Origin of the sequence: Nitrosomonas sp. Nm34 (assembly GCF_900113925.1) — a bacterium.
In the GTDB taxonomy this organism is placed as follows: domain Bacteria; phylum Pseudomonadota; class Gammaproteobacteria; order Burkholderiales; family Nitrosomonadaceae; genus Nitrosomonas.
Window position 1 is genome coordinate 39,656 of the sequence record NZ_FORD01000013.1, and the last position, 12,733, is coordinate 52,388.

The following is a 12,733-nucleotide window of genomic DNA, read 5'->3' on the forward strand; positions in this document are numbered from 1 at the left end:
AGCATTTTTAAAATATCTTATTAAGATGAACTTTTATGTCGGATGCTTGGCTAAATAAAATAAACTGGTCTGCAGATGGGTTAATACCTGTTATTGCACAGGATGAAAAGAGCGGTAAAGTATTAATGGTAGCGTGGATGAATCGAGAGGCTGTTAAATTGACTGTGGAAACAGGTGAGGCTGTTTATTGGTCGCGTTCCCGCAAAAAAATTTGGCGCAAAGGAGAAGAGTCTGGTCATGTGCAAAAGGTAAAAGCAATTTACCTGGATTGTGACGAGGATGTGATATTACTTACCATCGAGCAAATGGGGGGGATTGCCTGTCACACAGGCAGGCTGAGTTGTTTTTTTAATAAATTGGAAGGAGATCAGTGGGTAGTGGTAACGCCCATTATTAAGGATCCGACGGAGATCTATAAGCAATGACTGATTCATCTATACTTCATCGTCTGGCAGAAACGATCGAGGCACGTAAAACGACTGATTCCTCCAATTCTTATGTGGTAAAACTGCTCACCAGTGGTCAGGATAAGATACTCAAAAAAATTGCCGAAGAAGCTGCAGAAACAATCATGGCTTCAAAGGACAAGAATACAGCGCATGTTGTTTATGAAATGGCAGATTTGTGGTTTCATTGTTTAATATTGCTGGCCCATCACGGATTAAAACCAGAGGATGTGCTGCGCGAATTAGAACGACGAGAAGGTATTTCGGGTATTGAAGAAAAACTATCGCGTAAAACAGGTCAATAAATGGAAGAGTGTATTTTTTGCAAGATTGTGCAAGGAGAAATTCCTGCCAATAAAGTGTTTGAAGATCAGGATTTTGTTGCGTTCCATGATATTCATCCGGCTGCACCCGTTCATTTCCTGCTGATACCCAAGCGACATATCAGCTCACTCTATGATGTGAGTGAAGCAGATCAGCCGCTATTGGGGAAGATGTTATGGCTGATTCCCCAGTTGGCAAAAGAGCAGGGGTGTGCCAATGGATTTCGTACCATTATCAATACAGGACGGGTAGGCGGTCAGGAAGTGCTCCATCTTCATGTTCATATCATTGCAGGGAAAGACCGTTTGCCCACGATGATTCATCATGGGTAATCCACATTTATTAAAAGGATAAACAATGGGAACATTTAGCATTTGGCATTGGCTGGTAGTGTTAGCGATTGTCGTGTTGGTTTTCGGTACGAAAAAACTGCGTAATTTGGGCAGTGACCTCGGAAATGCAGTCAGAGGATTTAAGGAAGGTATGAAAGGTGCTGATGAGGATAATACCCCTTCTTCTTCTCAGTCTCCGCAGATCACCCATCACTCTGCCGAAGCAGGTGTCAAAGAGAAAAATGAAATTAAATTATGATATCATTGCGTTGCGCAGGGCTGGTAATATCGGTAAGTATTATCAGTAAAGAATACAAATTAGCAGTTTTTTGCCCGATAGCTCCTTCGGCAAAGTAATCGGTTAGGAGGAAATGAGGCATGTTTGATGTCAGCTTTACAGAAATGCTCGTCATTTTGATTGTGGCACTCATTGTAATCGGACCAGAACGACTTCCTCGGGTAGCGCGTACCATAGGGCACTTACTAGGACGTGCGCGACGGTATGTGGATAGCGTCAAGAATGATATTCGCTACGAGATAGAACTCGAAGAATTAAGGCGTTTAAAAAATTCTGTCCAGGAGACGACCCATTCCATCGAACAAACTGTGAGGAAGGAATTTGATCAAATAGAGAATGCTGTTGATATCAATGCTGCAGAAAATATAACAAAACCAGCACTGATTGAGATCGAGCAAACTGGCGCTTCCGCAGAAAAGACAATAGCTGTTCAGAGTCAAGCTCAGCCTTCACAACAGACTTCAGAATCAAATAAAAGCAATACCGTATTCTGAAAAATATTATACTTTTCAATGCTATTTCAGCTTGACGAGCTGCTTGATAACGTAACTGTCAAGTTTAGCACTCACTATTCACCCAGTCTGATTCATCATGAGCCTATGAATGACGAGAGCACCTTTATTTCACATTTAGTGGAATTACGTAGCAGGTTAATTCGTATATTTTCTGTGTTAGTACTCGGTTTTTTACCTTGCGCTTACTTTGCGCGCGATCTTTATACTATCCTGGCGCAACCTTTGCTGGAGAAGCTTCCATTAGGTGGACAAATGATTGCCACAGCAGTTACCACACCTTTTTTTATACCCATGCAAGTGGCTCTGATGACAGCTTTTTTGATGACCTTGCCCCATACGCTTTATCAGATTTGGGCTTTTGTCGCACCCGGACTGTATTCCCATGAGAAGCGCCTGTTTTTGCCACTTGTTATCGCGAGCAGCTTATTATTTTTCATTGGGATGGCATTTGCTTATTTGGTTGCATTGCCGCTGGTATTTGAGTTTATTGTTTATTTTGCACCTGAAGGGGTGGCGGTTATGACCGATATTGGCGAATATCTCGGTTTTGTCCTTACCATGTTCCTAACCTTTGGCATTACATTTGAAGTTCCTGTGTTCGTTATCGTACTTGTACGGACAGAGGTCATCTCGTTAGCAAAGATGAAAAAGGTGCGCCCTTATGTTTTAGTCGGCGCCTTTGTGATCGGTGCGATTTTTACGCCGCCTGATGTGATTTCACAGTTTATGCTGGCAGTACCGCTCTATTTACTTTACGAACTAGGTATATTCCTTGCTGGCTTAACGAGTAAACCTGCGAATTCGGTGTCAGACCAACAAATGGTCAATAGTGTAAATAATCCGGCTATGAGCAAAAAAGACGAGTAGCTCCAATGCAATCAGATCATGCCTAATTACCTGCTTTTATTTTTCCCGCTTTTTTACCTAATCAGCATCGCCAGGTAGATACAAGTTTGCAGTAATAACTGTGAGTTGTCCTAAATTCTTTCTTTTGGAAATGTTGAAACAATCAGATCAGGATGGTGTTTAATTCGATTGCTAAATCAAAACCGGCTTTGTCGGCTTCACTTTGCCGTATGATTGATGCTGTGTCTGCGGCTCGCCTACACGTCATCTTTGATTTGGAAATGGAATAAATCCATCGAAACGTGGTTATTCATGATGAAACTACTTGCTATTCTCCTTTTTTTATTTTGGTCCGTTACAGGTGCTGAGCATAGCCAGGCAGATGAGCTCGCTAATCAAATTCGGGTAATCCAGGCTAAGATTGAGACATTGAATGGTGGGGAAGAAACCCCGCAAAAAAAGCAACTTAAAGAGATTTATCTCGATACTCAACAGGTATTGCATGACCATCAGGAATACCTCAAAAGAACCCAACTTTGTTCGCAGCAGCTAAAGGAATATCCACAGCAGCTTGAGATACTGAGAAAGCAGAAAGACAAAGCGATTTCGCTTACATTTAATGCCACAGCGTTGGCGGGATTGTCTTTAAGCGAAATGGAGCAGCAGCACGTTATTACTCAAGCAAAATTATCAGAACTACAAAATCAGCAGCAGAAACTGACCTCCGAAATTGGTACGCTCCGTCAGCGCACCATTAAAATCCGTGAAGAAATAGACGCAACAAGCAAGACACGTGCATCGCTAGCCGAAAAAGCACCTCTGGCGACAGACATGCCTGATGAAAAAATTGCCGATGCCTTTAAGATGCTTCAGGAATATCAGAGTCGAGCGCTGACAGACAAGATTCGCATGCTGGAACTGGAAGCTTTAACGTTACCCAAAGCGATTGAAATTGCCACCTTACAGGAAAAGCTGACACTTAATCCAGAGATCCAAATGCTGGTGCAGAAAGTAGAATGGTTAACCAGGCAAATCAACCTGCAAAGAAAAACTGAGACTAAAAAAGTGGTTGAGAAGTCTGAGCAATTGCTAGGTGAAAGTAAATGGAATCCGGCGCTGCTTAAGATAATTAAACATAATGAAGAGCTTGCCGCCAAACTCAGTAATTATGCTGCGCATGCGACTAAATTGATGATGCAAAAGAATCACAACGAAAATCGGCTTAATTTTATTACAAAAAATTATGCCGCACTTCAGCAGAGACTCGAATTCCAGGAAGAAGATGAAGAATTAGGAACAGAGATCAGAAAACAATTAAAGGAACTATTATCCAAACCTAATATCAGACCAACACAAAAATCACTGAGTAGTGCAAAACTGGAATTATTCCAGCTTGAACAAGAAAAGCTGGAAATGATGAACGATAAAGCTTATTTCAAAAAAATGACGGGGGATTATGCTATTGATGAGCAAACACCTTTTTATCAGGAGATCACAACAGGATTCCAGGAGCTTAAAGATTCCCGTTTGCATATTATCGATCAATTCCAGGAAATATTGCACTCCTATGTTAAAGATTTAGAAGTTTATGTTTCAATTAAGAATCAATTGATTGAGAAAATCAATCAATATGAGCTTTTACTCAAAGAAAACCTGCTGATTACCCGCAGTGCAAAACCAATCGATTTAAATATCAATAATGATCTCAGCGCTGCAGCCGCCTGGCTTGTTTCTGATAAGACGCAAACCGCTCTAGTAAAAACTAGTGAAAAAGTATGGCTGCCAGCTATAGCCATTCTAGCTTTTTCTTTATTGATCGGATTGATTTTAAAGCGGTTTTATTGGTCTCGCTATCGGGAATGGGAAGAGATTGGAAAAGAGGCTTGGGGAAAAGTCAATCAAGACAAGGCACGCTACCCCATCGGGATGTTGTTGTTCGTAGTGGTTCAATCTTTAGTGATTTCGTTACCGTTACTACTGATTCATCTTGTTCTACAGTACAGTATGAACACTGAAATGAGTCATGCGTTTTCTCTTGCTTTTTATGTGGCTGCCGTGACTATTTTTTTCTGGTATTTCCTTTTTGAGCTTTGCCAACCAACAGGATTACTCATTACGCAATTCCGATGGCATGCGGATATGGTCAATAAAATGTACCGGGATATCAAGTATTATGCGCCTACCATATTGGTATTAAGTGTCATCGTTGCTTTTACAGATGCGCTTGCGGATGACGTCGTACGTAATAGTATCGGAAGAATTGCTTTTATGCTGCTCTGCATAGTATTGGCAGTATTTGCGTTAGGCTGGATGGCGATTACACCTTCCGGAAAAGTGCTCTATCAAGGAAAAAGTTTTACTTTTATTCAGAATCCGCGTCTGTGGATGTTACTTCTTTTCGTACAGCAAGTGTACATGATTGTCATGGCGGCAAGAGGCTATTACTTCGCTGCATTGTATCAAAGTATTCTGATCTTCCAATCAGTCATCTTGATCATACTGTGTAGTCTGGTTTTTTTTCTGAGCTACCGCAGTTTATTAATTGCCCAGCGTAGAATTGCGTTTAAAAGAGCCATTGCCAAACGGGAAGAAATGCTGGCCCTGCGCGCAACGGCTGGAAAAAGTGAAACTGAGTTCGTGGATGACAACTACATTGATATCAAATCAATTAGCACACAATCAGCTACTTTATTAAAAATCAGTGTATGGGGATTGCTGATTGGTGGCTTAAGTGTCATCTGGTATGAAATGCTACCGGCATTGGGATTTCTGGAAAATATTGTTGTCTGGCGAACCTCGATTATGAGGGAGGGTGAAGCAGTCGTGCGCTTGATCACGTTGGAAACATTGCTGGTGGCATTGATCATTCTGAGCCTGGTCATGGTGGCTGCGCATAATTTACCTGGTACGCTGGAACTTTTGGTTCTTCGACATTTATCCTTGAATACGGGTACCGGATACGCGATCACCACACTACTCAGATATGCTATTATCATTATCGGTGTGATGGTCACATTTCAAATGCTCGGTATGGAATGGTCCAATATTCAATGGCTGGTTGCAGCATTGGGTGTCGGCCTGGGTTTTGGTTTGCAGGAAATCGTGGCTAATTTTGTCTCCGGACTTATTCTGCTATTTGAGCGTCCTATCAGAATAGGCGATCTTGTCACATTGAATGACGTGACCGGTACAGTCAGCAAGATTAATATCCGTGCGACAACTTTGATCGATGCTGATCGAAAGGAAGTCGTGGTACCTAATAAAACATTTATTACTCAGCAGTTGCTAAACTGGACTCTCAGTGACCAGGTCACGCGTATCAAAATACCTGTGGGCATTGCTTATGGATCTGATTGTGACAGGGCTAGAACATTGCTACTGGAAATTGCCAAAAATCATCCTTTGGTTCTACGTGAACCGGAGCCCGTCGCCTTGTTTCAGGGATTTGGCGCAAGCTCGCTGGATTTTGAATTGAGGGTTTATGCGGGCCAGCTTTCAGATCGACAGGATCTGGCTCATGATTTGAACATGGAGATTAATCGTCGTTTTGCTGAAGAAAAAATCAACATTGCATTCCCGCAATTGGATATTCACCTATACCGCGAGAATAATAATACGAACATACCTAAATAAGCGTGCAGGAAGAGAACAATAAAATATTGAGATATCGAAAAAAGAGATGATGAGCATTGAAATGCTGAGTATATGAGTATATTGTACAGGTCAGCGGTATGGTTCGTGCAACATAAACAGGCGAGTGTGTCAATGGAATATAGAGGAAAAGCAAGTGGAGCATCAATTATGATTTACTTTATTGATAATGGGGTTTACTGGCTCATCTGGCTCATCGCATGATGACTCGGGAATCTTATGCTCAAGTCACCATCTCCACCACTCTTGTTTGAATTAAATAAATATTGATTTATATCAACGAATTTATGGTACGAGTGATTACGATACTACTTACTGCCCGGACGATTAATTCCCATTCCACATCGAAAAATAACGCGAAGGCGCGAGCTACAGACAGGATCACTCATGCGGCAAGGTGAAGCCGACAAAGTCATTTTTACTTTAGATATAGTGTAGGGTATTGTGATGGATGGATATTCTTCATTTTTGAGAGTGAATGATTTGCTTATCTGAATGTCGGATTGATAAAAAAAGTGCTTATGAAATCAGATAGAAGTCGCTACAGGTTTATAAAGTATTTCCTGATTATATGCATCCCCCTTCTTCTATCACTTACAATTGTATTGTCGCTTCTGTTCGATGCTTACGATGATGCAAATAATGCAATTATTGAGGCAAACGAGCGACTGTCTGTACAACTGGGCGAGAAGGCCATCGATTATTCATTCGGTGTATTACGGGGTGATGCTCTTTATCTTGCAGAGCTCTCTTCATTGCGGCAATGGCTGGATACGGGTGACTCCGCAGCCTATTCACGCCTGACCGAAGATTTGATGGCTTTTTTGCAATCTCGCCAACTCTATGGAAAGGTTCGTTTCATCGATAAGCAAGGTCAGGAAATAACACGTATCTATAATTATGAAGGTAAGCCAACAATAACACCGCAAGAGCAGCTACAAAACCAATTTGAACTCGACTTTGTGCAGAAAACGCTTGCCCTGAGTGCAAAGACCATTTATATATCGCCGTTTGAACCCACTATCGAGCGTGGCGTTATTGCACAACCCATCAAACCAACGGTACGATTCAGTGCCCCCGTTTTTGATAATAACAACGAACTACGCGGCCTCATCGTCCTTAACTATAAAGGGGAGAGATTAATGAGACGCCTGCGAGCCATTTCTGATATTTCCGTAGGCGAGCTGGGATTAGTTAACGACCAGGGAAGATGGTTACTAGAACCTCATCCGGCAGGGGAACTCGGCTTTATGTTCCGAAGTCAAGGAACAGAAAACCTTGAGAAAAAATTTGGTGAAGAGATATGGTCGTTTATTTCGCGTGATTCACCCATCGGCCAATGGATGCATGAAAAGGGACTTTTTACTTACGTTAAGGTAAATTTGTCAAAAATACAAAGCCCTACGTCAGATTTGAATATCGAAAATGGCGAAACATGGATTTTAGTTTCTTACGTCCCCCCAAAAATCGTTGCTGCGAGTGTTGCTGAATATGGTCGTAATCTGGCTTTGGTAGGCGCGCTGCTGACGATATTACTTGTGCTGTTAAGTGGAATAGTCGCCCATTATGCACTACAACGTCGGCGGGCGGAGAGCCGTGTGCAAAGAAGCGAACTCCAGTTTCGTAGATTACTCGAATCCGCACCCGAGGCTATCCTTCTGGTGGATCAGGCTGGACAGATTGCTTTAATGAATTCGCAGACCGAGAAGTGGTTTGGCTATAACCGTAATGAGTTAATGGGTCAATCAGCGCTACAACTTATACCAGAACGGTTTCATCAAGCGCATCCGCTTCTCCAGCATCAATTTATCGCTGATGCAGGAACTCAGGCAGTTAGCAGTGGGATGGAACTTTATGGCAGGCGCAAGGATGGCAGTGAATTTCCGATTGAAATCAGTTTAAATCCCCTTGAGACAGAGCAAGGTACCTTGATTACCAGTATTATTCGTGATATTTCCGCTCGTAAGGAAGCAGAAATAGCCAGGCAACGGGTGCAGGAACGTTATCGTGAGCTACTGAATAATCTGCCTGTGGGCGTTTTCCGCAGTCTGCCTGATGCAAAAGGAAGCTTCCTCGAAATAAACCCTACCATGGTTAATCTGTTCGAGGCTGAATCCTCCGAGCAGCTGCTCGCCCACTCTTTTGGTGAATTTTATTGTGATCTTGCTGAACGTAAGGCACTAATGGGTAAAGTTTTACTCCAAGGGTATGTTTATGGAGAAGAGGTGCGCTTGAAAACACTAAAAGGTCGGGAATTCTATGCTGGATTGACGGCAGTGATGAAAAAGGATGAAAGTATTGGTATCTATTTTGATGGCATTGTAGAAGATATCAGTGTACGCAAGGAGAGTGAGTGGCAGATTAAGCTGCTGAATGAGAATCTTCGGTTGCGCACCAACGAGTTGGAAGCGATCAATCACGAACTGGAAGCATTCAGTTATTCTGTTTCCCATGATTTACGAGCCCCTTTACGCGCATTGGATGGTTTCAGTCGCACTTTGCTCGATGAGTATGCTGATCGGCTCGATCAACGCGGGCGTGACCGACTTAAGCGAATACGGCTGGCTGCGCAGCGCATGGCTGAGCTCATTGATAGTTTGCTCAAATTATCACGCGTCACTCGTACCGAGCTTAAGTGGGAGGTGGTCAATTTGACGTCGCTTGCAAATGAAATACTAGCTACGCTGCAACAGATGGAACCTGATCGAAAAGTACGATATACGGTACAATCCGGTTTGATTGTCCGTGGTGATGCGCAATTACTGCACATCATGTTGGATAATCTGCTGAGTAATGCTTGGAAATTTACCGTTCACAACCCACAGGCTTTGATTGAAGTTGGGTGCAACATAACCAAAGGGAGGATCATTTATTTTGTCCGAGACAATGGTGCTGGTTTCGATATGACCTATGCTGATAAATTATTTGGTGTTTTTCAACGGTTGCATGATCCGCACGAATTCCCGGGTACCGGTATCGGACTTGCCACTGTGCAACGCGTAATTCATAAGCATGGTGGAGATATTTGGGCGGAAAGTACTATTGATCAAGGATCGACTTTTTATTTCACATTAAATGAGAAGGAAATATATGAACACTGAAGTAATAATGCTGGTAGAGGACAATCAAGACGATGCCACACTCACGATCGATGCACTGCAAGCTAACCATATCCGTAATAAGATATTTTTAGCAAAAAACGGTGTGGAGGCGCTTGATTACCTGTTTGGGCAAGGAATGTATGAAGGACGGAAGCTGACCCAACTACCGGTACTTATGCTACTCGATCTTAAACTACCGAAGGTAGATGGATTAGAAGTATTACGTCGCGTTCGTGCTGATGAACACGCACGTCTGATACCGATTGTGATCTTGACTTCCTCCAATGAGGATGAAGATCGGCTCAAAGCGTATTCCCTGGGGACCAATAGTTATGTACGCAAACCAGTGGATTACGATGATTTTCTCAGGGTAGCCGGGCAGCTTGGGCAATATTGGTTGTCAGTGAATGAACCACCCTATAAACTCTAGCTGTGTACAGAGTACAGAAGAGGAGCCAGGTATGTCAACTACCCGGAAACAACATCTGCAATTGCCATTCTTGCGCTTCTTGTTTATAGAGGATGCAGAAGATGATGCTTTGTTGCTAATTGATTATTTTGAGTCACAAGGGTTCAAGTTTGATTGGCAACGGGTAGACACTGAAAAAGGTGTAATCGCAGAATTACAGAAGCCGTGGGATATTATCTTTTCGGATTATTCCATGCCTGGGTTTAGTGGTATTCGGGCGCTGGAAATCGTTCGTCAGCAAGATGCTGATATTCCTTTTATTTTCATTTCAGGTGCGATCGGTGAAGATGTGGCAGTAGAAGCCATGAAACTGGGCGCTCAAGATTATGTCATGAAGGGAAATCTCAACCGTTTACTCCCTGCTGTCAATCGCGAGCTGCAAGAAACTCAGAAACGCCGGGAGCATCGTCAATTCAATCAGTTACTGCGTAAATTGTCGCTGGCAGTCAATCAAGCAACTGACAGTATTTTTATCACCGACCCCGCAGGTCGTATCGAATATGTTAACCCAGCCTTTGAGAAGCAAACAGGTTATAGCGCTGAAGAAGTTAAAGGAAAAACACCTGCGTTTCTTTACTCGGGTCTCCATGGCGACAATTTTTATTTGCAACTATGGCAAACTATCTCGAGTGGTCAGGTTTATCAAGCCACCTTTGTTAACCGACATAAAAATGGGGAGTTATTTTACGAGGAACAAGTTATCACCCCTTTGAAAGATGAACAAGGCCATATCACTCACTTTGTTTCTACTGGAAGAGATATCACTTCTCGTATTAAAGTAGAAGAAGAGCGCACGCGGTTAACTGCCATATTAAATGCCACCCCCGATTTGGTCGCTATTTTTGAGCCGGAGGGTCATTTACGCTATCTAAATGAATCAGGGCGTCGATTGCTGGAGCTGAGTGTGGAAAAAGATATCAGCCGGTATACCATCCAGGAATTATTTGCTACGGATAAGAACCAGCAACCATTTGCTGAGATTCTTGCGATAGCTCGGCAGCAGGGTAGCTGGAGTGGCGAAACGCTATTACAGATTCCCGGGAAAAAAAAGCTACCGGTTTCACAGGTAGTGCTTGCCCATAAGGAGAGCGATGATACTATTGAATATTTATCAACGACTGCACGCGATATCTCGGAACGGAAGCGCTTCGAGGCCGAACTGCAGCATCAGGCTACTCACGATCGTTTAACCAGTTTACCAAACCGTTTTTTATTGCTTGAACATTTTGCCTCAGCATTAAAGAATGCTCAACGACACAATTATAATATTGCCGTACTATTTATCGATCTTGATAACTTCAAACGAATCAATGATAGCCTCGGTCATACAGCAGGGGATATCTTGCTTGAACAGATCGCGCAGCGCCTGCAAAGCTGTATGCGGTCAAATGATACCGTTGCGCGTCATGGGGGCGATGAATTCACCATTGTCATCAATGAGCTAAAGGATCCTGAAAATATACTGGATGTGTTAAACAAGCTATATAATGCTTTCAAACATCCAGTGATTATTCATAACCACGATGTCTATGTCACGTTCAGTATTGGCATTGCCCTTTATCCACATGACGGTGACCGCATAGAAGACTTGTTGAGGCATGCTGATACTGCTATGTACCGCGCAAAATCGATGGGACCTAATCAATACTGTTTCTATGCATCGGATATGAATATCCGTGGTCACGAGCTGCTAGCTTTGGAGGCAGATCTGCGACGTGCTTTGGCACAAAATGAATTTGTGCTGCATTATCAGCCGCAAATTGATCTTCGGAATAACCGCGTGATTGGAACCGAAGGATTGATTCGATGGCACCATCCTGTGCGTGGGCTCGTGCCTCCTGCTGATTTTATCCCTCTTTTGGAAAGGTCAGGGATGATCATTTCAGTGGGTGAATGGGTCTTGCGCCAAGCTTGTAAAGCGCATCGCGATTGGCGAGCAGCGGGGTTCAACGACATCCGTGTTTCTGTTAATGTTTCTGCTACTCAATTTAATGATATCGATTTGCTTGATAAGATACGGTATGCATTACGCGATGAAGAGATGCCCAAGCATGTGCTTGAACTGGAAATTACCGAAAATATCTTGATGCGTGATCCAGCTGGCGCGGCCGAAGTACTGGAGTCAATCAATGCATTGGGTGTACGGATCGCTGTGGATGATTTTGGAACAGGTTACTCTTCACTGGCTTATTTGAAACGTTTCCCACTGGATGCATTGAAAATTGATCAGACTTTTATGACTGACTTAACTGATCATTCGGGTGATGCAGCGATCGTTGAGGCGAGTATTTCTCTTGCGCATAAGCTTGATATGGAAGTAACAGCAGAAGGTGTAGAAACGAGTGGCCAACTTGAATTCCTACGCACACACGATTGTGATCTGGTGCAAGGGTATTATTTTTGTCGACCTTTGCCCATGCCTGAACTTGCCAATGTATTACATGAAAAAACAAAGTGAGTTGGTGATGCTTTCGTAAGGAGAGATAAGCTCTGGTATCTTTGAAGGACTGACTTAACAATCTAATTCCATTTCCCAATCAAACACGACGCGAAGGCGAACCGCAGGCTGTATCAGTCGTAGGGCAAGGTGAAGCCGACAAAGCCAGTTTTGATTGGGAAATGGAATAAACCATAATTTTCCGTAGTTCATTTAATTTCTTTCAGACTAGACGATTATTGCTGACGGATCTAATATATAAGTCGCTAGTCTTCAATTCAGCAATAAAAAAAGCAGTCATTGAGTACAACTGT

The 12,733-nt window shown here is 42.9% G+C and carries 10 protein-coding genes; all 10 read left to right on the forward strand.

All coding sequences use genetic code 11. The features are described from left to right. The first annotated feature begins 35 nt into the window (after window positions 1-35). The 10 genes from hisI (at window position 36) to BM283_RS07575 (ending at window position 12,440) form a co-directional block, all read left to right on the forward strand. Window positions 36-425, forward strand: a complete 390-nt coding sequence (gene hisI, locus BM283_RS07530; protein WP_090691594.1) for a phosphoribosyl-AMP cyclohydrolase — start codon at window positions 36-38, stop codon at window positions 423-425. Then, on the forward strand, window positions 422-751 hold the full coding sequence (locus BM283_RS07535) for a phosphoribosyl-ATP diphosphatase (RefSeq protein ID WP_090691596.1): 330 nt from the start codon (window positions 422-424) through the stop codon (window positions 749-751). Before hisI ends, BM283_RS07535 begins: the two co-directional genes overlap by 4 nt. Next, window positions 752-1,102, forward strand: coding sequence for a histidine triad nucleotide-binding protein (locus BM283_RS07540; protein WP_090691598.1), 351 nt, complete (start codon window positions 752-754; stop codon window positions 1,100-1,102). A 25-nt stretch (window positions 1,103-1,127) separates the two neighbouring features. After that, window positions 1,128-1,361: a Sec-independent protein translocase subunit TatA gene (gene tatA / locus BM283_RS07545; RefSeq protein WP_046851209.1), complete on the forward strand. Its 234-nt coding sequence runs from the start codon at window positions 1,128-1,130 to the stop codon at window positions 1,359-1,361. A gap of 119 nt (window positions 1,362-1,480) precedes the next feature. Continuing rightward, window positions 1,481-1,894: a Sec-independent protein translocase protein TatB gene (tatB, locus tag BM283_RS07550; protein WP_090691599.1), complete on the forward strand. Its 414-nt coding sequence runs from the start codon at window positions 1,481-1,483 to the stop codon at window positions 1,892-1,894. A gap of 105 nt (window positions 1,895-1,999) precedes the next feature. Beyond that, complete coding sequence (gene tatC, locus BM283_RS07555) at window positions 2,000-2,782, forward strand: twin-arginine translocase subunit TatC (RefSeq protein WP_090691689.1); 783 nt, start codon at window positions 2,000-2,002, stop codon at window positions 2,780-2,782. Window positions 2,783-3,073: 291 nt separating this feature from the next. Beyond that, window positions 3,074-6,394: a mechanosensitive ion channel domain-containing protein gene (locus tag BM283_RS07560; RefSeq protein ID WP_090691600.1), complete on the forward strand. Its 3,321-nt coding sequence runs from the start codon at window positions 3,074-3,076 to the stop codon at window positions 6,392-6,394. 623 nt (window positions 6,395-7,017) lie between these two features. Then, window positions 7,018-9,513, forward strand: coding sequence for a sensor histidine kinase (locus BM283_RS07565; RefSeq protein ID WP_175492063.1), 2,496 nt, complete (start codon window positions 7,018-7,020; stop codon window positions 9,511-9,513). Then, window positions 9,503-9,943, forward strand: a complete 441-nt coding sequence (locus tag BM283_RS07570) for a response regulator (RefSeq protein WP_090691604.1) — start codon at window positions 9,503-9,505, stop codon at window positions 9,941-9,943. Before BM283_RS07565 ends, BM283_RS07570 begins: the two co-directional genes overlap by 11 nt. Window positions 9,944-9,974: 31 nt before the next feature. Continuing rightward, on the forward strand, window positions 9,975-12,440 hold the full coding sequence (locus BM283_RS07575; RefSeq protein WP_090691605.1) for an EAL domain-containing protein: 2,466 nt from the start codon (window positions 9,975-9,977) through the stop codon (window positions 12,438-12,440). The last annotated feature ends 293 nt before the right edge of the window (window positions 12,441-12,733 follow it).

Bases quoted from the DNA above. Each gene is read 5' to 3' on its own strand.
- hisI (WP_090691594.1), top strand. From the start codon at position 36: ATGTCGGATGCTTGGCTAAATAAAATAAACTGGTCTGCAGATGGGTTA.
- BM283_RS07535 (WP_090691596.1), top strand. From the start codon at position 422: ATGACTGATTCATCTATACTTCATCGTCTGGCAGAAACGATCGAGGCA.
- BM283_RS07540 (WP_090691598.1), top strand. From the start codon at position 752: ATGGAAGAGTGTATTTTTTGCAAGATTGTGCAAGGAGAAATTCCTGCC.
- tatA (WP_046851209.1), top strand. From the start codon at position 1,128: ATGGGAACATTTAGCATTTGGCATTGGCTGGTAGTGTTAGCGATTGTC.
- tatB (WP_090691599.1), top strand. From the start codon at position 1,481: ATGTTTGATGTCAGCTTTACAGAAATGCTCGTCATTTTGATTGTGGCA.
- tatC (WP_090691689.1), top strand. From the start codon at position 2,000: ATGAATGACGAGAGCACCTTTATTTCACATTTAGTGGAATTACGTAGC.
- BM283_RS07560 (WP_090691600.1), top strand. From the start codon at position 3,074: ATGATGAAACTACTTGCTATTCTCCTTTTTTTATTTTGGTCCGTTACA.
- BM283_RS07570 (WP_090691604.1), top strand. From the start codon at position 9,503: ATGAACACTGAAGTAATAATGCTGGTAGAGGACAATCAAGACGATGCC.
- BM283_RS07575 (WP_090691605.1), top strand. From the start codon at position 9,975: ATGTCAACTACCCGGAAACAACATCTGCAATTGCCATTCTTGCGCTTC.